This is a genomic window from Streptomyces sp. CB02058 (genome assembly GCF_001905505.1).
Taxonomy (GTDB): Bacteria; Actinomycetota; Actinomycetes; order Streptomycetales; family Streptomycetaceae; genus Streptomyces.
In genome coordinates this window covers 388,132-407,510 of sequence record NZ_LIPG01000003.1, presented here as the reverse complement: position 1 = coordinate 407,510, position 19,379 = coordinate 388,132, and the positions used below count along the sequence as shown (strand labels likewise).

Here is a 19,379-nt window from a genome sequence, read left to right as displayed (position 1 = left end):
TGTCAACATAGACGTATGTCGAATTCAGAGGTTGTGGGACTCCCGGTCCTCCAGGAGGAAAGCGTGGTGCCGTGCTGCCCGCCGATAGCGGCGGGCGAGCTGTCGCAGGCCGACGCGGAGAAGATGGCCGCCATGTTCAAGGCGCTGTCGGACCCCGTGCGGCTGCGGCTCTTCTCACGAATCGCCTCGCACCCGGCCGGCGAGGCGTGCGTCTGCGACATCGCAGACGTCGGCGTCTCGCAGCCGACCGTCTCCCATCACCTGAAGAAGCTGAGGGAGGCCGGTCTGCTGACGTCGCAGAAGCGTGGGACGTGGGTCTACTACCAGGTCGCGCCATCCGTCGTGGCCGGCATGTCCGGCATGCTCGATCTGAGCGCCCAACCGGTGCGCGCTGCTCGTCAGCCGGTGCGGTCGGGCGGGCAGCAGCGCAGCAGGTAGTCCTTGAGATCATCCAGGCGGCATGCCGCTCCGGCTCCGTCCGCGCGGTAGAAGACTTGCTTGCCCTCCTTGCGGGAGAGCACCAGGCCGCCCCGTCGTAGCAGGCTGAGATGTTCGGAGGCCGTCGAGGGCTTCAGTCCGCATCGCTCCGCGATCTCTCCCACAGCCAGCTCTTGTCCGCCCGTGAACTGCATCAGGACGCGTTGCCGGGTTTCGCTCGCGAGCGCCTTGAGGAAGTCAGCGGTGGCTTGATCGACCCGTGGCGCACCACTTGCAGCCATTGATCCCCCCTGGCCATCATTTCGTCATTTTCCGAAACAACGAACTATGTGGAGTTCAGGATCTCATGGACCATGCCGACCTCATCGTGATCGGCGCAGGCCAGGCCGGCCTGGCAACTGCCGCCCTCGCCCGCCGTCATGGCTTCACCCGCACGCTGGTGCTGGACTCGGCCGCCGCACCTGGTGGGTCGTGGCCGCAGTACTACGACAGCCTCACTCTCTTTTCACCCGCCCGGTATTCGGGCCTCCCCGGCCTGCGCTTTCCCGGGGACCCGGACCGGTACCCCACACGTGACGAGGTAGTGAGCTACCTCAGGGAGTACGCCAGCCATATCAACGCCGACATCCGCACCTCCACCACGGTCACTTCTGCGATCCGTCACGGCGATACCTGGCTGCTGACCACCGAAGGCGGCCGGCAGTTCACGGCGCCCGCGCTTGTCGCCGCGACCGGCAACTACGCCGACCCGACGGTGCCGGTGATGGCGGGCGAAGGGGCATTCGGCGGCCGGTCCCTGCATTCCGCCTCCTACCGCAGCCCCGAACCGTTCGCCGGACAGCGGGTCATCGTGGTGGGCGGAGGCAACTCGGCCGTTCAGATCGCTGCCGACCTCGGTGCGGTCGCACGCACCAGCATCGCGACCCGGCGTCCCATCGGCTGGATACAACAGAGGCCGCTGGGACGAGACCTGCATTGGTGGCTGCAACGCACCAGCCTCGACGTCGCACCGATGCGCAGGCTGCTGCTGAGAATGCCGGTGGCCGTCCTCGACGACGGGCGCTACCGCACTGCCCTGGGCGACAACGGCGTTGACAGTCGCGCCATGTTCACCCGGCTCACCGACGAGGGAGTGGTCTGGGCAGACGGCACGAAGGAGCCGGTCGACACGGTCATCTGGGCCACCGGCTACCGGCTCACCTTCCCCTACCTGGCCGGCAGCGGTGCCTTGGACGACAGGGCCCAGCCCCGGCACCGCGGCGGCATCACCACCACGGTGCCAGGGCTGGGGTTCGTCGGCATGGAGTTTCAGCGCAGCTTCTCCTCCAAAACGCTGCGAGGCGTCGGACGGGATGCCGGCTACGTCTTGTCTGGCCTGAGCAAGGGGCACCGCTGACGCAAGTCGATGCCGGGAACGGCGACAGCCTGGTGGTTCGGGCCCGCACCACGCGTGCGAGAGGGGGATCGTGAAGGGATCCGCTCAGCTGCGAGTGTCCTTCACGACGCGGCACGCGAAGCACTTGAACGCCTGCTGCCCCGACAGGTTGTCGTAGTAGCCGTCGTCGGGAAGGACGTTCGCCGGCTCGTAGCGGGGTGCGCCGAAGAGGTCTCCCACCTGCTGGGCAGGGCCAAAGGTGTTCGGCACGAAAACGGTGTCCTCCCGGATCCCGTCCCACAACAGCGCGGTTCCGGTGACGGAGCCGCGCAGGCTCTCCACGCGCACGGCGTCGCCGTCCGCGATGCCGCTCGCCCGGGCGGCTCTCGGGTGAATCTGTATCAGCCGGACACCGTTGAGCTGCTTGCCGGTACGAGTCCAGTGCGTGACCTCGGCGAAGTGGACGACGCTCGGTCGGCCGGTCATGCCCATCAGCGGGTAGGCCGCGTGCGCAGCCCGCCCCTGACGGGGCCCGATGGACACGGGATGGGTGACCGCCTGCGGGTTGATCGGGCTGGTGACGAAGCCCGAGGCGTAGCGCACGGTCGGATGATCTCCCGTGACCTCCGGGTGGGTGTAGAAGACCGGCAGAGCGCTGTGGCCCGTGGGCGTCAGCTTGTCCTGCAGCTCCTGGGTGAAGATCTCGACTTTGCCGGACGGTGTGAGGAATCGCTTCCCCTTGTTGTCCGCGTCCAGGGCCTCGGCGGCCGCGTACCAGGAGGGGTGGTCCAGGTAGAGGGTGCTGACGCCGGGGTGATCGGTGCTGGGGCAGGGCCAGCGCAAGGGCTCGGGCCGTCGGCGCATCCGCTGCTCGGTCATCCCGGCCATGGCCGGCGTGTGCTGGACGAACTGCTCCCAGAGCGCCCGGTAGTCCAGCCACTCTTTCGGGAACGCCTCGCGCCAGTCGGCGGCCGGCCGCCTGGTGTCCAGAAGAGCCAGTGCGTGCGCCAGCCCGATCCAGATCTCCGGGTCTGTGCGTGACTCACCCACACGGGGTACGACCTGGTCCTGCCAGCGGATAGCGCGGTCGTCGCGGCGCATGTAGACGCCTTCCATCTCCAGTCCGCTGCATACCGGAAGGATGATGTCGGCGTAGTAGGCGGGTTCCTCCATGAAGAGGCCCGTGTAGACGAAGAACTCCAGTTCTCGGAATGCCTCCCGTACACGCGTGGTGTTGGCCGAGGACACCAGCGGATTGCCCTGGCTGACGATGGCCCGCAGCCGGTACGGCCGGCCGGTGAGTATCGACTCGGCGAAGTAGTCCGGGCCGACCGGGAGTGCCTGGCGGCGGTCGGGTACCGCGACCTGCAGGGGTGGGAGGTGCAGGTCGCCCGGCCAGGTGTTGTGCATGAAGTTGCAGCCGCCGCCCGGGATTCCGATGTTCCCGGTCACCGCGGCGAGGAACGTCAGCGCGCGGTAGGTGTCGAAGGCGCCCAGCTGGTGGGAGATGCCCGCGTTGCAGTAGATGGCGGCGGGCTTCGCGGCGGCGTACTCCTCCGCGATCGCGGTGATCGTCTTCGCCGGGACACCTGTCACCTTCGCGGCCCACGCCGCGGTGTAGCGGTGGCGGATCAGGTGGTCGCGCAGTTCGTCGAAGCCGAGGACCCAGCGGTCGACGAAGTCCTGGTCGTGGCGGTTCGTGGTGATGATGTGGTGGAGCATGCCCAGGACGAGCGCGTAGTCGGTGTGCGGCTTGGGGGCCACCCATCGGTCGGCCTGTGCCCCGGTGGGGGTGAGGCGTGGGTCGACGACGGTGAGCTTGGCGCCGGTCTTTTCACGCTCGCGCAGGAGGTACTCGTAGGTGACCGGGTGAGTCTCGGCCTGGTTGGTGCCCAGGAAGAGCAGGTACTTGGCGGAGCCGAGGTCCTCCTGGCCTGTGGCTTCGTCGGTTCCGTAGCCGTTGGTGAAGTTGCCGAGGCCGAACGTCGCAGAGAGAGCGTTGGCTCCGGCGTCGTTGCACACGGGGCCGACGTCGGTGTTGTTGGGGCTGCCCAGCATGGCGAAGAGACGGCCGACCAGTGATCCGGTTCCCCGCAGCATGCGGCCGGTGGTGCGGTTGGCGATGGTGTGGGCCTGGCCCGCGTCACGCAGTTCGAGGAACTTACGCGCGATCGTCTCGAAGGCCTCGTCCCAGGTGATCGGCTCGAAGCGGGATTTGGGGTCCCCCTTTTTGCCGGAGACGCGTCGGAGCGGGGTGGTCAGGCGCTGGTCGTTGTAGACCAGTTCCGGCATCATCTCCGCTTTGACGCACAGACCGCCGGCCTGGACGGGGTCTGCGTTCTCGCCGCGGACGCCGATGACCTTGTCAGCCTTGAGGTCGACTTTGAGTCTGCAGTTGGAGTTGCAGAACTGGCAGGCCGTGTGGACGGTCCGGTCCGGGGTGAGCGCCGCCGACTGCTTCGTGAAGTCACGCTCCGCAGAGGAAGCGGGTGCGCTGTTGCTGGGTGCGGTCTCAATCGAACTGGCGTGGGCCGGGACTGCTCCCAGGGCGGGAAGGCCCGCGCCCACACCGCCGATTACGGCTGTGTGGACGAAGCCACGTCGGGAAACCGCTCGTTCGACCCTGCTCACCTGAGATCTCCCCTGTCTCTGCCAGCACGTGCGCTCGGCGCTGCAAGGATTCTGGCCAGCGCCGACGGCAGGGCGAAAGGGCAGCTGGGAGGCACGAACTGTGCGTGGCACCGTCCTGCCCGTGCCTACGGCCTCTGCAGTAGCGCGGCGATGTCGCGGGCGGCTTCCCGGGCCGGGCGCCCGACGCCTATGAGCGTGGCCGAAGCCGGGCCGGTCCAGTCGCCGTATCCGAGCAGGTGGAGGCGTGGGTCGGCATCGGCCCGGGTCCCTGCGGTGGGGATGTGACCACGGGATCCGCGCAGACCTAGTGGCGAAAGGTGGCTGAGTACGGGCCGGAAGCCGGTGCACCAGATGACCGCGTCCACGTCCGCCTCCTGACCGTCGGCCCACTCGACGCCCGTCTCGGTGAAGCGGGAGAACATCGGAGATGCCTTCAGCAACCCGGCGTCGCGGGCTTCGCGCACGGGTGGGACGGCGACGATGTCCCCGAGGGAGGCGACGCCACCGGTGTCCGTACGCCCCTCATCCAGAGCGCGGCGGCGCGCGGTAGCGGCATCGAACAGGGCACGCCCGTCGATGTCATCGGACAGGAACATGGGCTCGCGCTGGGTGACCCAGGTCAGATCGGTGTCGTAGGCAAGGTCGGCGGCGATCTGCGCGCCGGAATTGCCGCCGCCGACCACGACGACGCGCTGCCCGGCGAAGTCCTTGGGGCTGCGGTACTCCGCGGTGTGCAGCTGCGCGCCGGTGAAGCGGTCCCGTCCGGGCACTGCCGGCAGGAACGGTCGCGACCAGGTGCCGGTGGCGCTGATGACGGCCCGGGCAAGCCACGGTCCCTCGTCGGTGGCCACTCGCAGCAGTTGCCCGTGCTCGTGGACGCCCTGGACGCGGACGGGCCGCCGGATCGGCAGTTCGTAGCGCTGCTCGTAGTCCGTGAGGTAGGTGACGACGTGCGCTGCGTCGGGGTACGTCTGGCCTGGCTGCGCCGGCATGAGCCTTCCGGGCAGGGACGAGTACGCGGCCGGGGAGAACAGGTGCAGGGAGTCCCAGGCGTGCTGCCAGGCTCCCCCGGGTGTGGGCTGCGCGTCCAGGATGACGAAGTCCAGGCCAAGACGGCGCAGGTGGTAACCGGCGGCGAGTCCGGACTGGCCGCCGCCGATCACCACTATGTCGGTGTCGGGTGTCACGCCGCTGCGAACTTTCGCCGCCAGGCGAGCGAGACGTAGACGAGGGCGACGAGGACCGGGACCTCGACGAGCGGGCCCACCACCCCGGAGAGCGCCTGTCCGGAGGTCACGCCGAAGGTGGCGATGGCTACGGCGATGGCCAGTTCGAAGTTGTTGCCGGCCGCGGTGAACGCGAGGGTGGTGGTGCGTTCGTAGGACAGGCCGATCGCCTTGCCGAGCAGGAAGGTCCCGAACCACATGATCGCGAAGTAGACGAGCAGCGGCAGCGCGATACGGACGACGTCCAGGGGCTGCGAGGTGATGGTCTTCCCCTGCAGCGCGAACAGGACGACGATCGTGAACAGCAGCCCGTAGAGCGCCCAGGGACCGATCTTGGGAAGGAAGGCGTTCTCGTAGGAATCGCGACCGAGCTTCTTCTCGCCGATGCGGCGGGTCAGGAAGCCGGCAAGCAGGGGGACGCCGAGGAAGAAGACGACGTTCAGTGCGATCTTCCACATGGAGATGTCCAGCGACTGGCCGTCGCCGAGACCGAGCCAGCCGGGCAGCAGGTCGAGGTAGAACCAGCCCAGAACACCGAAGGCGATGACCTGGAAGACGGAGTTCAGAGCCACCAGGACGGCTGCCGCCTCACGGTCGCCGCAGGCAAGGTCGTTCCAGATGATGACCATGGCGATGCAGCGGGCCAGTCCGACGATGATCAGGCCGGTGCGGTATTCGGGCAGGTCCGCGAGGAAGATCCACGCGAGGGCGAACATCACGGCCGGGCCGACGACCCAGTTGATGACCAGCGAAGAGATCATCAGCCGCCGATCACCCGTGACGGCGTCCAGCCGGTCGTAACGGACCTTCGCGAGTACCGGATACATCATGATCAGCAGACCGACCGCGATCGGTAGCGAGATACCGCCGATCTCGACCTTGGCCAGTGCGTCGTTGAGGCCGGGAATCAGCCGGCCGAGCCCGAGGCCGAGGCCCATGGCGATCAGAATCCATACCGCGAGGAAGCGGTCGAGTGTCGACAACTTGGCGACGACCGAGGATCCCTCAGTGGTGGCGGCTGGTTCGGTGCGGGTCACGGACAGGCCCTCTTGTTCTCTACGGCGGTGCGCGCGGTGGCGGCCAGCGCGGCGAACTGGTCTGCGAGCTGCGCGATGACGTCGGGCCGCAGCTTGTAGTAGGTGAAGCGCCCGCACGGCTCGGTCTCCACGATCCCGGCCTCGCGCAGCACTCTCAGATGGTTGGAGAGGTTGGTCTGCTTGGCACCGGTCTCCTCGACGAGGTGGGTGGTGCACAGCGTCTCGCGGGCAAGGAGGGTCACGATCTGGAGCCGCAGGGGGTCGCCCAGAACTCGGATCAGTTCAGTGTCGACTGACGTCATCATGTACTGATACTCTCACATCAGTGGTCGCTGACACCACCGGATACTGATGCAAGTCGGTTCCGATCCCGAGACCAAACAAGCGAGACGTCGATGTCCGACAAGCCCTCCGTGCTGTTCGTCTGTGTCCACAACGCCGGCCGATCCCAGATGGCAGCCGCGTGGCTTGAGCACCTGGCCGGGGACCGTATCGAGGTCCGATCCGCCGGATCAGCCCCCGCTGGCTCCGTGAACCCTGCGGCGGTCGAGGCGATGCGCGAGGTCGGCATCGACATGTCGGCCGCGACTCCCAAGATCCTGACCGTTGACTCGGTGCGAGCCTCGGACGTCTGCATCACGATGGGCTGCGGCGACGCCTGCCCTGTCTTCCCCGGCAAGCGCTACCTGGACTGGAAGCTGGACGATCCGGCCGGCCAGGGTGTCGAAGCCGTGCGCCCCATCCGCGACGAGATCAAGAAGCTCGTCGAAGGACTCATCGAAGAGATTGCCCCGGAGGCTACGAAGTGAGCGCTGAGCACGAGATCCGCAACGTCATAGTCATCGGCTCGGGCCCCGCCGGCTACACCGCCGCCCTCTACACGGCGCGCGCGTCACTGAACCCGCTGGTCTTCGAAGGTTCGGTGACCGCCGGAGGCGCGCTGATCCAGACCACCGAGGTCGAGAACTACCCGGGCTTCCGCGACGGCATCATGGGCCCGGACCTGATGGACAACATGCGGGCGCAGGCGGAGCGGTTCGGCGCCCAGCTGATTCCGGACGACGTCATCGCCGTCGACTTCAGCGAGGCCATCAAGACTGTCACCGACAGCGCCGGCACCGTTCACCGCGCCAAGGCCGTCATCGTGACCACCGGCTCCCAGCACCGCAAGCTCGGGCTGGAGCACGAGGACGATCTCTCCGGCCGCGGCGTCTCGTACTGCGCTACATGCGACGGTTTCTTCTTCCGCGAGCAGGACATCGTCGTCGTCGGCGGTGGCGACACCGCCATGGAGGAGGCCACCTTCCTCTCCCGGTTCGCCAAGTCGGTGACCATCGTGCACCGCCGCGACACGCTTCGCGCCTCCAAGGCCATGCAGGAGCGCGCCTTCGCAGACCCGAAGATCTCCTTCGCGTGGAACAGCGAGGTCGCCGCCATCCGTGAGCAGGGCGGCAAGCTCGCCGGCCTCACCCTTCGCGACACCACCACCGGCGACACCACGGAACTCCCCGCCACCGGCCTTTTCGTGGCCGTCGGCCACGATCCGCGCACCGACCTGGTCAAGGGCCAGCTGGACCTGGACGACGAGGGCTACCTGAAGGTCGCCGCCCCCTCCACCCGTACGAACGTCGCCGGCGTCTTCGGCGCGGGCGACGTCGTCGACCACACCTACCGCCAGGCGATCACAGCGGCAGGCAGCGGCTGTGCGGCGGCCCTGGACGCCGAGCGCTACCTCGCCGCCCTCGCCGACAGCACACCCCGCTAGAAGGAGAATCTGCCGTGGCCCTGAAGAACGTAACGGATGACTCTTTCGAGGAGGACGTCCTCAAGAGCACCAAACCCGTACTGGTGGACTTCTGGGCCGCATGGTGCGGACCATGCCGCCAGATCGCACCGTCACTGGAAGCCATCGCCGCCGAGCACGGTGACAGGATCGACGTGGTCAAGCTCAATATCGACGAGAACCCTGCCACCGCCGCCAAGTACGCGGTGATGTCCATCCCGACGCTCAACGTCTACCAGGGCGGTGAGGTCGCCAAGACGATCGTCGGCGCAAAGCCGAAGGCCGGAATCATCGCCGAGCTGGAAGCCTTTTTCACCGACTGATCCGAAGCCTGGCAGTCCGCTTCAGCTGAACAGAACCTGAACGCAGGACAAACAAGTCGCTCACGAGGGACCTTTGAGGCATAGCCACTGCTCAAGAGGAGCGGGATGTTCATAGGGTGATGCGTATGTCTTCCGTACCCGTTCCAGGCACCCGGCCGGCCTTCCCTGTCTTTTCTCGACAGGACTTGGACTGCGGGCCGCCGCTGGGCGTTGACCCGATGCCGCGGGACAAGGCCGAGATGCTGGCCCGGGCACTCAAAGCAGTCGCAGATCCGACACGGCTGCAGATGCTGAGCATGCTGCTCGCGGCGCCGGACGGTGAGGCGTGTGTCTGCGATCTGACCGCTCCACTCGCGCAGCAGCAGCCGACAATCAGCTATCACTTGAAGGTACTCGCGGACGCGGGGCTGGTGACGAAGCAGAAGCGCGGTACCTGGATCTGGTATTCGGTGCACCCCGACCACGAGGCCCTGCTCAACCTGCTCGTGCTCGAGCGGGCCTGATCCGCACAGACCCCGGCCCCCGGCCCGCCGTGATTGCGACTCGGCGGGCCGGGGGCCGGCTCGTTTCCACACCTGGATACGCCCATGCCCCAGCCGGCCGACACGCGACGGCACGCTGCGCTTCGGCCCTGAGGCCTCGCCCTTCCTGCCGACCCGCTTCAAGCCACACCCCGCACCGGGCCCGCACCCTCGGAGCCGGGGTGAGGCAGGGATGGCACCTTCCTGCCACGATCCTCAGGCAGGTGAGTGCCGAGCGCAGTTGCTGCCAACTGGATTCCCTTCTCTGCGGAACAAGCGGTGAGCAGACTGTCGATGCGTCAGGGCGGGTTCACCCGCTCTTCACCATCCGTCAACTTTCCGTCCACCAGCGAAGGCTCCTCCATGCCTGTCATGAGCAACTCATTCCTCTCGTCCCTGTGCGCCGGCAGGAAGAAGCGGAGTGGGTACGCCGCCACTGCCGCCCTCCTCCTGGCCACCGCCCTGACGGGTTGCGCCGGGTCCGCCAGCGCCAACTCCTCCGCCCTGCAGGCAAGCGGATCGACCACGGTCGCCCCGGTCGCCTCGGACGCCGCCGAAGCCCTGAAGGCGAAGAACCTGGACATCACGGTGGCCACCCAGGGCGGTTCGGCCGGAGGCATCTCCCAGCTCGGATCCGGGCAGATCGACATCGCCCTCAGCTCCAAGCCCCTGGCAGACGAGGACCGCAAGGCCTACCCCGACGCAGACTTCGTCACAACCCAGATCGGTGCCGACGCGGTCGGCATCATCATCACGAAGAAGGTTGCGGACGCCGGGGTCAAGAACCTCACGAAGGCGCAGCTGAAGGGCCTGTTCGAAGGCAAGATCACCAACTGGTCCGAGGTCGGCGGGCCGGACATGGAAGTCTTCGTCTACGACAAGGAGCCGGGCCGCGGCACCCGGGAAGTGCTCGACAAGTTCGTGTACGGCGAGGGGAAGCCCCCCGCTCCCCCGGAGTCCGACAACTACGCCGTCGTCGGCGGCAACACCGAGACCCGCAACAAGCTGGAGTCCACCCCGGGTTCCATCGCTCCCCTGTCGACGGGATTCATCGAGGGCCATGACGACCTGGTCGCCGTCAGCCTCGAGGGAATCGCTCCGACCGCGGAGAACGTGGAGTCCAGCACCTACCCCATGACCCGCCCCCTGTTCATGATCACCAACGGCAAGCCCAAGGGCGCCGCCAAGCAGTACATCGACTACATCCTCTCGCCGACCGGCCAGAAGCTGCTGCCCCAGCACGGATACCTGTCCCGCAAGCAGATGGGGATGTGACTGTGAGTCTCACTCTGGAGCGCCCTCCCGAGGCGCCCGGGCCCTCTGCGCCGCTGCCGCCCGTTCCGGGCGGCCGGCCGCAGCGGGCAAGATGGGTCTGGGGCTGGGTCTACACCGGGATGCTCTCGGTGTTTCTCGCCCTGGCCGTGCTCATCGGATATCTCGCCACCGGCATAGCCGGCGGGGACATCGACTGGCTCACCCTGGTCAGCGACCGCACATGGAGCCCGCAGACCAGCACCTTCGGCGCTCTGTCCATGATCTACGGGTCTGCAGTCGTCTGCGTGCTCGCACTCGTGCTGGCCGTGCCTGTCGGCTGGTCCGCGGCCATCGCACTGTCGGAATACCTGCCACCCCGCTTCGCGAAGCCCCTGCGGCTGAGCATCGAACTCCTGGCGGCGGTCCCCTCCATCGTCTACGGCCTCATCGGCGTCATCGTCATCCGTCCGTTCGTCGCGGCGCTGGGAGACGTTCCGGGCGGCGACAGCCTGCTCGCCGCCGGCATCGTCCTCGCGGTGATGATCATGCCGACGATCGTCGCGGTCAGCGTGGACGCCCTGGCCGCCGTGCCCGACCGCTACCGGGAGGCCGGCTACTCCCTGGGCCTGACCCGTCGCGAGGTAGTGCGATCGGCTGTGCTACCCCAAGCTCGCGCCGGTATGCGGGCAGGTGTTCTGCTCGGTCTGGCCCGTGGACTCGGCGAAGCCATCGCGGTCTTCCTCGTCGTAGGACGTGCCGACGGCAGAATGCCCAAGTCGTTCGGCGACTTCTTCTCCTCCCTGGTGCACCCAGGCCAGACGCTGACCACCAAACTGGCAGGCCCCGAACCGATGCTGGCCGGAACCTCCGGCCCCTATTTCGCGGCGTTGTGCGGTCTGGGCATCCTGCTGCTCCTCCTCGTGGCCGCAGCCACGGTGTGGGGTACCCGCAAGACGTCAAACCGACCCGCGAAGCGTGTCCTGCGCACCCACCGGGCCTCCGCCTGGATGCGTATTCCGCGCGACCGGCTGGCGACGCTGCTGCGCATGGGCGCCCTGCTTCTGCCCGGCGCGCTACTCCTCGGGATGCTCACCGTCCTCGCCACGCGAGGCAGCTCCGCCTTCAACCCGGCCTTCTGGATCTCGCCCTCCGTCGGCGCGGCCGGCGGAGGAGTGCGCGACCAGATCCTCGGCACCCTCCTCCTCCTGGCCACCGCCGCCGTGATCGCCCTTCCCCTCGGCTACGGCGCGGGCGTCCTCATCGGAACCCAGGCATCCGAGAAGGCAGCACGCGTACTGGAAACAGTCACGGTCGCCGTCGGCGGAACCCCGACCATCCTGCTGGGCCTGGCCGGCTACGTTCTCTTCTCCTCCGCCATGGGATGGGGCCGATCCTGGCTCGCCGGAGCGATCGTGCTCGTCCCCGTCATCGTGCCGGTCATCGCCCTCACCACGGCGGGCCGCATCAAGGGAATGCCCGCAGAGCTCACCGAAAGCGCCCTTGCCCTCGGCCTGTCCCGCACGCAGTACATCCGATCCGTCGTCATCCCTTACACCTGGCCCGCCACGCTGACCGGCCTGCTGCTCGGCCTGGCCCGGGCAGCAGGCGAGACAGCTCCCCTGATCTTCACCGCCACGGTGTTCTTCGGCGCACCCGGGCTGCCGAGCGGAATCGTCAACTCACCCGTGCAAGCCCTGCCCACACACATCTTCACCCTGTCCCAGGACTCGGGAGCACCCGAGGCGATCGCCCAGGCGTGGGGCAGCGCCCTGGTCCTGGTCCTGATCACCGCGGCACTTCTCAGCCTGGCCGTTGCCGTGCGCAACCGCTTCGAAGGAGCACGATGGACAACGTGATATCCGTCCGCGACCTGCGGGTTCTCGACGGCAAGAAGACCTTGGTCGGCCCGGTCACCTTCGAACTGGCCCCAGGCACAACCACCGGACTCTGCGGCCCTTCAGGAGCCGGCAAGTCCACCGTACTGCGCGCCCTCGTCGACCTGCTCCCCCACGGCCTCACCCGCGATGGCCACTTGGAGGTCCAGGGTCGCCCCGTCCGTTACGGCAAGGGTGACTCCAGCCTGCGCAGCAAGGTCGTCCTGGTACCCCAGACGCCCGTCGTCTTCGGCGGAAGCATCCTGGACAACGCCGTCTTCGGCCTCCGCCACCTCGTGCGCGCGTCCCGGGAGGACCTGCGCGGCCGCGTGGAACAGGCCCTGAAGGAGGCAGGACTCTGGAAGGAGGTCCACAACCGCCTGGACACTCCCGCGCAGTCGCTCTCCGCGGGGCAGCGCCAGCGACTGTGCCTGGCCCGCGCCCTGGCCCTGGAACCTGCGGCGCTCCTGCTGGACGAACCCACCAGCGCCCTGGATGAGCGAAGCCGGGACACGGTGGAGGAATCGGTGGCCGCCCTTCGCGGCAGCCGCACCGTTCTTCTCGTCTCGCACGATCCCGCGCAGGTGGAGCGGCTCTGCTGCCGGACAGTTCGGCTTGAGCACCCAGAAACCATGGCTCGCACATCTACCGCCGCCTGAGCGTAAACGTACAGAGCAGGATGAACGAGACCGGGCCCGGCCCGTCGTGGCGCAATCACGACGGACCGGGCCCGGCTTCATGCGTGGCCGCGGCGACATCTCCGGACAGGCCCGATGGGGCGGCAACCACGGCGCACAGTCCGGCCATCGGCCTTGAGAGCAGTGGGCCGGCCACCGCCCCGGCTGTGCACTGTCGCCCCGGGAGAGAAGGCTGCTGAGCTACTGCGAGACCAGCTTGATCAGCCGTTCAGCAACGGCGCGAGCTGCGCCGGCAAACACGCCTCGGACGGCTTGCCCGACGAGATGCAGGGCCGTGCTCGTCCTGGGCTCGCCGATCGGTGGGCGCGTACCGTTGGCCATCTGGGTCCCCTTTCGAAGGCTGGATCCTTGAGTGGCCCGTCGGTGTTGGTTGGACGCCTGCCGTCGGGCCGCTTCAATGTCAGCACGCGGTGCAGCAAGTCCTTCATTGTTCGGAACCAAGTGGAACCAGGCGGAATCACATGGGACTTCGCGGCACCATCCGGGAGTGACTTGAAGCTTGCCAGGGGGATCGTGCCCAATCGACGTCGCGCTATTGACCACTCGCACCCGTTGGGGAAGCTGGCTGTGCAGCTGCGCGAATTGCAGGAGGGGGCCATCGCACGAGCGGAAGGGAGCCAGGGTGCACGGGAGATCAGTATCGACAGAGTCGCGACGGGCAGGTGGGCGACGAGCAGGACAGCGATCTACTCGGCGCTGAGCGGGACCCGGCTGCCGTCGGTGAACACACTGTGCGCAGCGGTGTCCGCTTGGCACCCCCTCGGCGAGAAGGGCATTCCGGAGTGGCTGAAGTTGCGGCGTGACGTCGAAGAACAGCTGATCACCCTGCGAGGTGGGCCGCTCGAGCAGGCTGCCGAGGTGGTGGCCCTGCCATCGGCTGAGCCTGTTGCGCCGCCCGACGAGGAGGCACTGGCAGAGCTACGGATCTTGTTGGCCAATGCCCGAGCCCGCGCAAGACTGACCATGACAGCGCTGGCAGCGCGGGCCGGCTTGGGACGAACCACCGTGCATCAAGCTCTCGCCCCCGGCAGCCCAGTACCGTCCGCGTCTACGGTCGCCGCCCTCAGCAAAGCCCTCAACCTCAACATCGACGATGTGCTCGAGCTGCGGCGACGAGCCGCCGGCGAAGTTCGCTGAGGTTCGTCAAGGACCAGCCGAACCTTGGCGCACACTGCACCATGATCTGCACGCGCAGAGCCAAGCCGGTCCGATCCTTGAAGCCATGAGATGTCAGGGACGCCGTCCACCACCCGGGGCGGTCCCACCGCGGGGGCTGCCGGGGGCCCACGCCTTGTCCGTTGCCTTCACCTGGCGGAGTCTCACGGGATATGCGTCCGGGCACGACCGCAGATCGGTCGTGCCCGGAAGCTGTAGGCGTGGCTGTTTCAGGAGGTTCCGGCGAGTGCGCGTGGCCGGGCTTCTGCGTGCTTGTGTACGGCGTCGGTGTACGCCTCGATGAGCGGGTGGATCGCCCCGGGTTCCGAGGACAGCTCAGGCTGGAAGAGCGTGGCGATGAAGAAGGGGTGGTCGGCGAGCTCGATGGCCCGCGGGGCGCCCTCGGAGTCCCAGCCGCTGATGACCAGGTCGCTGCGCTCGATGGTCTCGGCGAAGTCCGGGTTCAGGCCGTACTGGCAGTGGAACGTCTCCGTGGTGGCTTCGGCGCCGGCGTAGACGCCGGAAAGCCGGGTCCCGTCCCCGAGGTGGAGCGAAGCCTGCTGACCCTTGAGACAGCAGACCAGCGGAATGATCACCGGAGTGGGGGTGTCGGGGTCGTACTGCACGTCGTCGGCGCCGGCGACGCCAAGCACGGTGCGCATGTACTCGATGAGCGCGTGCTGGAAGCCTCCGCACGTTCCGAGGTAGGGGACGCCGGTTTCGCGGGCGTGCCTGATCGCTGTCAGGACGCCGTCCTTGGAGACGTAGGGCGAGCCGGGGATGACCCAGATGCCGTCGTACGAGGCGAGGTCGTCCGCGCTGGTCACGTTCTGGCTGGCGATCCACTCAAGCTCGACAGACAGGTGTGGCCCGAAGGTCTCCAGCCTGGGGTGAGCCGGTGAGTGGTCGTTGCGGTTGCCGACCAGGGCGACCCGCGGGCGGGGCTGGTCGGTGCGGGTGGTCATGGGGTCTCCTCATCGGTGGTGGCGGTTCGGGCGAGCCAGACGTCTCCCTTGGGAGCGAGGCGGACGATCAGCCCGGCTCCCTCCTCACCCGCGGTGGTGATGTCTCCGGACAGGAACACCGGCGTCACGTCGCCACCGAAGACCGTGGCCGGGTAGAAGGCCTGGAGCTCGTTGGTGGGGTTGTGGACGTAGAGCACCTGGGTGTCAGGGCCGGTGCGTTCGACGGCCCAAAGACCGGGGCCGAGGTCGAGTTCGCGGATGCGGGCCTCGGGGGCGAGGGAGTCGGCGAAGCGGTCGTCGTGGTCCGGGAGCCTGGGCAGGGTGGCGGGCAGCGGTGCTGTGCTCATACCAGGGACTTTCCGGTCATGGCCGAACCGGACGGCCGGCCCAGCAACGTCAGGACGGTGGGGGCGATATCGGCAAGGGTCGCGCCGCCGGGCAGTGCCTCGGGCAGCACTGCGCCAGGAGCGGGGACGATGATGACGGGGACTGGGTTGGTGGTGTGGCCCCCGTAGGGGCGGGGCATGCCGTCGGGGCCGGGCTTGGCCATCACTTCGGCGTTGCCGTGGTCGCCGACCAGCAGCAGCCAGCGGCCGGCTGCTTGGGCTGCGGCACGGATGCGTTCGACGGCGGCGTCGGTGACTTGCGTCGCTTGGACGGTCGCCTCGGCGTCACCGGTGTGCCCGACGACATCGATGTTGGCGAGGTTGGCGACGACCAGGGCGACTTCGTCCCGGCCGGCCGCCGCTACGACGGCGTCGGTCACCAGGTCGAGGTTCATCTCGGGCCGGGCGATGTAGTCCGCGGGAACGTCGCCGGTGATCTGGAGGTGTTCTTCTGTGGATCGCTTTCTGTCGTCGCGGCCGTTGACGTAGTAGGTGACGTGCTCGAACTTCTCCTTCTCCGCGATGCGTACGGATCGCAGGCCGTGCTGTTCGAGTTCGTCGGCCAGACCGCCGGAGGCGTCGGCCCTCTGGACGAGAGCCGGAATGTCGGTGCGGGTGTCGTAGACCGCGAGGCTCAGCGGCGTGACGCTGCGACCGGTGCTGGCCAGGTGGTCGAGCAGGTGGTCGGCCAGCTGCTGGATCCGGTCGCTGCGGAAGTTGGTGAACAAGATGCCGTCGCCGTCAACAACGGCTGCGTCGGCGAGGACGGCGGGTTCGACCCACACGTCGCCCCGTGGTGCGGCTGCTGCGGCAACGGCGTTCTCTGCCCGGCGGCCTGCGCCGTCGGCGATGGCTTCGGTCACCGGCCAGGTCAGGCCGAGGTCACCGCTCTTGTCGAGGGCGTAGCCCCGGCCGGAGACGGTGGCCACACGACCGGTTCCGGCCTGTGCCGCGATCTGTTCGATACGCCGCAGGTAGGTGGGTGCGGTTCCGTCGGCGACGTCCCGGCCGTCGGTGATCGCGTGGATCCAGACGCGGGGGACGCTGTGCGAGGCGGCGATGGTGAGCAGTTCTTGCAGGTGTTCGACGTGGGCGTGGATCTGGCCGTCCGAGGCCAGGCCGATCAGGTGCAGGGCCCGGTCGTCGCGGGCCAGGCGCGTCAAGGTGTCCGAGAGGGTGGAGTGCTGGCGCAGGGACCCGTCCTCGATGGCGTGCTGGACCAGGAGGCTGTCGTAGGCGAGGGGGCGGCCGGACCCGATGACCATGTGGCCGATCTCGGAGTTGCCCACCGTGCCGGGGAGCAGTCCGACCGCTTCGCCTGATGCGTGGGCGTAGGCCGTCGGGTATTTGGCGACCAGGGAATCGAGTTCAGGGGTGTGAGCACGGGTGATGGCGTTGGCCGGGCCGGCCGGGGCATAGCCCCAGCCGTCCAGCACGAGCAGTACGCCGGGAGCCGGAGCGATGGTCACCGGGTCTCCCGCAGCGAGTCGAGGACCTGCCAGAAGGTGGGGAACGACTTGGCGACGCAGCCCGGGTCGTTGATGACGACGTCTCCCGTCCGCAGGCCGGCGATGGCGAAGCACATGGCGATGCGGTGGTCGTCGTAGGTGTCGATGGTGGCGCCGTGCGGGGTGCCGCCGTGGACGGTCATCGCGTCGTCGTACTCGTCGACCTGGACGCCCATCTTGCGCAGCTCCGTGGTGACTGCGGCGATGCGGTCGCACTCCTTGACGCGAAGGCTGGCGATGTTGGTGATCCGGGTCGGCCCTTCGGCGAAGGCGGCGACGATGGCGAGGGTGGGGACCACGTCGGGCATGGCCTCCATGTCGACGTCGATGCCGTGCAGCGGGCCCCCCTTGAGCGTGATGGAGTCCTCGCTGACCTCAGCGGCGGCGCCCATGCGGACCAGTACGTCGACGAGGCCGACGTCTCCCTGGTGGGAGCCCTTGCCGATACCGGGGATGGTGACGCGGCCGCCGAGGATCGCCGCGGCGGCCAGAACGTAGGACATGCCCGATGCGTCGGGCTCCACGATGACCTGTCCGGAGCTGAAGGACTGGCCGGCGGGAACGGTGAAGCGTGTGTACCCCTCACGCTCGACGCGGATGCCCGCTGCGGCAAGCGCGGCGAGGGTCATCTCGACATAGGGCTTGGAGACCAGGTCGTCGACGATGTTGATCTCGGTGTCCTGGTCGGCCTTCACCGAGCTGATCAGGAGGCTGGAGGTGAACTGGCTGCTGACGGCGCCGCTGATCTCGGTGGCGCCCCCGCGGAAGGTACCGCCGGTGACCTGGATGGGGGGCGAGCCGTTGCCCCTGACGGCGACGGCCTGGACGCCGAGCGGGCCGAGGGCGGTGAGCAGGTCGCCCATCGGGCGCTCCTGCATGCGGGCAGTGCCCGTGATGGTGGTGGTGCCCTCGGCAAGGCCGGCGAGGGAGATCAGGAAGCGCAGCGGGGTACCGGCGGCGCCGACGTAGATCTCCTCGGACGGCGCGCGCATCGGGGCACCGGTGGGGGTGACGCGAATGGTGCGTGCGGTGTGGTCGATCTCCGTGGTGACGTGGCCGAACTGTGCCACGGCGTCGGCGAAGTAGATGGTGTCGTCGGAGATCAGGGCGCCGCGGATCTCGGTCGGCTCGTCGGCGAGGGACGCGATGGCGATGGCGCGGTTGGTGTAGCTCTTCGACCCAAGGACGGCGACGTCGGCGTCCACGGTGGCGAGCTTTTCGACGCTGAGCTGCTCGGCGGCGAGCCTGGGGTCCTGGAAGGCAGTCATGGGCGGGTCCTCCTGGAAGGCGGGTTCGTGACGTCCGTCGGTGCGGCGTCGATCAGTTGCCAGCCGTGGAGCGCGGGAACTTCGAGAATCGCGCGCCGGCAGATGGCGGCTGCCGCGCGCTGCGCGGCGGCTGAAGTCTTGGTGCGTATGAAGAGGGTGATTTCCCAGCGCTCGTCTCTCAGGTCCGAGAAGACGTGCTCGAGGAGATCCCCGGGGCGAGCGGAAATCCAGATCAGGTCGGTGACAACCGCCGCTTCGGCCACCTGCGAAGGGCCTGCGGAGGCGACGAGCGTCGCGTGGATCATGTGCATCGACTGCGGCCAGGACATGGTGAAGGGAAGGGGGCCCAGGCGCAGAGGCGGTGTGCCGGTGCAGGAGTAGTCATGCTCAGAAGGCGATGCTGTCTCGGCGAGGGCGTCAGCAGGGAACGACGCATGGCGACGGCATCGACGCAGGCGGCACGCTGAAGTGCAGCGGGCATGGCTGTACCCCGGTTCGGATCGGTGTCGGAATCGGCGGGAGAACGATGGGCTTGGCAGTGGCGCCGGTCCCGCCCGGCTCACTCACCAGTTTCCGGAGCCCGGTTCGGCGGGGGAAGAGGTAGCAGCTGGCATGACCTGCGCGTGGCAGGAGCCTGCCTGGCATTCCCCAGACAGGCAGCAACCTGCCTGGCGAGAGGTTGCGGGTCCTGGCTGCCAGGGGTGAGTCGGGACATCTCAGCCGGGCATCTAGCTGCCACCAGGGCATACGGGTCGGCATCAAGCTGCCAACGGTCCGCCTGGTGGGAATCTCTTGCCCAGCGGCCCTCTGAGCTGCAAATATCGAGCACTACTCATGCGAGATCCAAGAATCTCGAATTGTGAGACAAGGGGGGCCTTGTGCTCGAGGTGCTGGGGATCGACGAAAGAACAGAATCGGTCTACCGACTGATGCTCCG

At 67.9% G+C, this 19,379-nt stretch carries 20 protein-coding genes; 10 read left to right on the top strand and 10 right to left on the bottom strand.

Going from position 1 to position 19,379, the window contains the following annotated elements:
- Positions 1–15 precede the first annotated feature (15 nt).
- Positions 16–438, top strand: coding sequence for an ArsR/SmtB family transcription factor (locus AMK10_RS15425; RefSeq protein ID WP_073748347.1), 423 nt, complete (start codon positions 16–18; stop codon positions 436–438).
- Here AMK10_RS15425 and AMK10_RS15420 read toward each other — a convergent pair.
- Complete coding sequence (locus AMK10_RS15420; protein ID WP_073748346.1) at positions 399–719, bottom strand: ArsR/SmtB family transcription factor; 321 nt, start codon at positions 717–719, stop codon at positions 399–401. The two genes, AMK10_RS15425 and AMK10_RS15420, sit on opposite strands and share 40 nt — an antisense overlap.
- A gap of 65 nt (positions 720–784) precedes the next feature.
- On the opposite strand from AMK10_RS15420, the gene AMK10_RS15415 reads away from it, so the two are divergent.
- A complete protein-coding gene (locus AMK10_RS15415) occupies positions 785–1,834 on the top strand; it encodes a flavin-containing monooxygenase (protein WP_073748345.1) in 1,050 nt (349 codons plus the stop codon).
- An 84-nt stretch (positions 1,835–1,918) separates the two neighbouring features.
- Here the strand turns inward: AMK10_RS15415 and AMK10_RS15410 are convergent, their stop codons facing one another.
- From AMK10_RS15410 to AMK10_RS15395, 4 genes are all read right to left on the bottom strand, one after another.
- The gene (locus AMK10_RS15410; protein WP_073748344.1) at positions 1,919–4,444 is read right to left on the bottom strand and encodes a molybdopterin-containing oxidoreductase family protein; all 2,526 of its coding nucleotides are present in this window, start codon (positions 4,442–4,444) and stop codon (positions 1,919–1,921) included.
- Between the two features lie 125 nt (positions 4,445–4,569).
- Positions 4,570–5,631 (bottom strand): ArsO family NAD(P)H-dependent flavin-containing monooxygenase, encoded by a 1,062-nt coding sequence (locus AMK10_RS15405; protein WP_073748343.1) that lies wholly within the window; start codon positions 5,629–5,631, stop codon positions 4,570–4,572.
- A complete protein-coding gene (gene arsB, locus AMK10_RS15400; RefSeq protein WP_073748342.1) occupies positions 5,628–6,707 on the bottom strand; it encodes an ACR3 family arsenite efflux transporter in 1,080 nt (359 codons plus the stop codon). Before arsB ends, AMK10_RS15405 begins: the two co-directional genes overlap by 4 nt.
- On the bottom strand, positions 6,704–7,012 hold the full coding sequence (locus AMK10_RS15395; protein ID WP_073748341.1) for an ArsR/SmtB family transcription factor: 309 nt from the start codon (positions 7,010–7,012) through the stop codon (positions 6,704–6,706). Before AMK10_RS15395 ends, arsB begins: the two co-directional genes overlap by 4 nt.
- 90 nt (positions 7,013–7,102) lie before the next feature.
- On the opposite strand from AMK10_RS15395, the gene AMK10_RS15390 reads away from it, so the two are divergent.
- The 8 genes from AMK10_RS15390 (at position 7,103) to AMK10_RS36575 (ending at position 14,297) form a co-directional block, all read left to right on the top strand.
- Complete coding sequence (locus AMK10_RS15390) at positions 7,103–7,516, top strand: arsenate reductase ArsC (RefSeq protein ID WP_073748340.1); 414 nt, start codon at positions 7,103–7,105, stop codon at positions 7,514–7,516.
- Positions 7,513–8,472 (top strand): thioredoxin-disulfide reductase, encoded by a 960-nt coding sequence (gene trxB, locus AMK10_RS15385; RefSeq protein WP_073748339.1) that lies wholly within the window; start codon positions 7,513–7,515, stop codon positions 8,470–8,472. Before AMK10_RS15390 ends, trxB begins: the two co-directional genes overlap by 4 nt.
- A 14-nt stretch (positions 8,473–8,486) precedes the next feature.
- A complete protein-coding gene (gene trxA / locus AMK10_RS15380) occupies positions 8,487–8,813 on the top strand; it encodes a thioredoxin (RefSeq protein ID WP_073748338.1) in 327 nt (108 codons plus the stop codon).
- Positions 8,814–8,938: 125 nt separating this feature from the next.
- Positions 8,939–9,316 (top strand): ArsR/SmtB family transcription factor, encoded by a 378-nt coding sequence (locus AMK10_RS15375; protein WP_198959708.1) that lies wholly within the window; start codon positions 8,939–8,941, stop codon positions 9,314–9,316.
- A gap of 390 nt (positions 9,317–9,706) precedes the next feature.
- Positions 9,707–10,609, top strand: a complete 903-nt coding sequence (locus tag AMK10_RS15370; RefSeq protein ID WP_073749282.1) for a phosphate ABC transporter substrate-binding protein — start codon at positions 9,707–9,709, stop codon at positions 10,607–10,609.
- A gap of 119 nt (positions 10,610–10,728) precedes the next feature.
- Positions 10,729–12,444, top strand: coding sequence for a phosphate ABC transporter permease subunit PstC (gene pstC, locus AMK10_RS15365; RefSeq protein ID WP_079180710.1), 1,716 nt, complete (start codon positions 10,729–10,731; stop codon positions 12,442–12,444).
- Positions 12,432–13,121: an ATP-binding cassette domain-containing protein gene (locus AMK10_RS15360; RefSeq protein ID WP_073748336.1), complete on the top strand. Its 690-nt coding sequence runs from the start codon at positions 12,432–12,434 to the stop codon at positions 13,119–13,121. The genes pstC and AMK10_RS15360 overlap by 13 nt, the downstream gene beginning before the upstream one ends.
- 606 nt (positions 13,122–13,727) lie before the next feature.
- Positions 13,728–14,297, top strand: a complete 570-nt coding sequence (locus tag AMK10_RS36575) for a helix-turn-helix transcriptional regulator (RefSeq protein WP_073748335.1) — start codon at positions 13,728–13,730, stop codon at positions 14,295–14,297.
- 248 nt (positions 14,298–14,545) lie between these two features.
- Here AMK10_RS36575 and AMK10_RS15350 read toward each other — a convergent pair whose 3' ends face one another.
- From AMK10_RS15350 to AMK10_RS15330, 5 genes are read right to left on the bottom strand one after another with little or no spacing between them, the layout of a single operon-like run.
- Positions 14,546–15,280 carry a glutamine amidotransferase-related protein gene (locus AMK10_RS15350; protein ID WP_073748334.1) on the bottom strand — a complete coding sequence of 245 codons (735 nt, stop codon included), beginning with the start codon at positions 15,278–15,280 and terminating at the stop codon, positions 14,546–14,548.
- Positions 15,277–15,627, bottom strand: a complete 351-nt coding sequence (locus AMK10_RS15345) for a hypothetical protein (protein WP_073748333.1) — start codon at positions 15,625–15,627, stop codon at positions 15,277–15,279. Before AMK10_RS15345 ends, AMK10_RS15350 begins: the two co-directional genes overlap by 4 nt.
- Positions 15,624–17,135: a 2,3-bisphosphoglycerate-independent phosphoglycerate mutase gene (gpmI, locus tag AMK10_RS15340; protein WP_073748332.1), complete on the bottom strand. Its 1,512-nt coding sequence runs from the start codon at positions 17,133–17,135 to the stop codon at positions 15,624–15,626. Before gpmI ends, AMK10_RS15345 begins: the two co-directional genes overlap by 4 nt.
- Positions 17,132–18,442, bottom strand: a complete 1,311-nt coding sequence (aroA, locus tag AMK10_RS15335) for a 3-phosphoshikimate 1-carboxyvinyltransferase (protein ID WP_073748331.1) — start codon at positions 18,440–18,442, stop codon at positions 17,132–17,134. The genes gpmI and aroA overlap by 4 nt, the downstream gene beginning before the upstream one ends.
- Complete coding sequence (locus AMK10_RS15330) at positions 18,439–18,771, bottom strand: hypothetical protein (RefSeq protein WP_143194955.1); 333 nt, start codon at positions 18,769–18,771, stop codon at positions 18,439–18,441. The genes aroA and AMK10_RS15330 overlap by 4 nt, the downstream gene beginning before the upstream one ends.
- Between the last annotated feature and the right edge of the window lie 608 nt (positions 18,772–19,379).

Excerpts from the sequence above, each read along its gene's own strand:
- AMK10_RS15425 (WP_073748347.1), top strand. The coding sequence starts at position 16 with ATGTCGAATTCAGAGGTTGTGGGACTCCCGGTCCTCCAGGAGGAAAGC.
- AMK10_RS15420 (WP_073748346.1), bottom strand. The coding sequence starts at position 719 with ATGGCTGCAAGTGGTGCGCCACGGGTCGATCAAGCCACCGCTGACTTC.
- AMK10_RS15415 (WP_073748345.1), top strand. The coding sequence starts at position 785 with ATGGACCATGCCGACCTCATCGTGATCGGCGCAGGCCAGGCCGGCCTG.
- AMK10_RS15395 (WP_073748341.1), bottom strand. The coding sequence starts at position 7,012 with ATGATGACGTCAGTCGACACTGAACTGATCCGAGTTCTGGGCGACCCC.
- AMK10_RS15390 (WP_073748340.1), top strand. The coding sequence starts at position 7,103 with ATGTCCGACAAGCCCTCCGTGCTGTTCGTCTGTGTCCACAACGCCGGC.
- AMK10_RS15375 (WP_198959708.1), top strand. The coding sequence starts at position 8,939 with ATGTCTTCCGTACCCGTTCCAGGCACCCGGCCGGCCTTCCCTGTCTTT.
- AMK10_RS15370 (WP_073749282.1), top strand. The coding sequence starts at position 9,707 with ATGAGCAACTCATTCCTCTCGTCCCTGTGCGCCGGCAGGAAGAAGCGG.
- pstC (WP_079180710.1), top strand. The coding sequence starts at position 10,729 with ATGCTCTCGGTGTTTCTCGCCCTGGCCGTGCTCATCGGATATCTCGCC.
- AMK10_RS15360 (WP_073748336.1), top strand. The coding sequence starts at position 12,432 with ATGGACAACGTGATATCCGTCCGCGACCTGCGGGTTCTCGACGGCAAG.
- AMK10_RS15350 (WP_073748334.1), bottom strand. The coding sequence starts at position 15,280 with ATGACCACCCGCACCGACCAGCCCCGCCCGCGGGTCGCCCTGGTCGGC.
- AMK10_RS15345 (WP_073748333.1), bottom strand. The coding sequence starts at position 15,627 with ATGAGCACAGCACCGCTGCCCGCCACCCTGCCCAGGCTCCCGGACCAC.
- aroA (WP_073748331.1), bottom strand. The coding sequence starts at position 18,442 with ATGACTGCCTTCCAGGACCCCAGGCTCGCCGCCGAGCAGCTCAGCGTC.
- AMK10_RS15330 (WP_143194955.1), bottom strand. The coding sequence starts at position 18,771 with ATGTCCTGGCCGCAGTCGATGCACATGATCCACGCGACGCTCGTCGCC.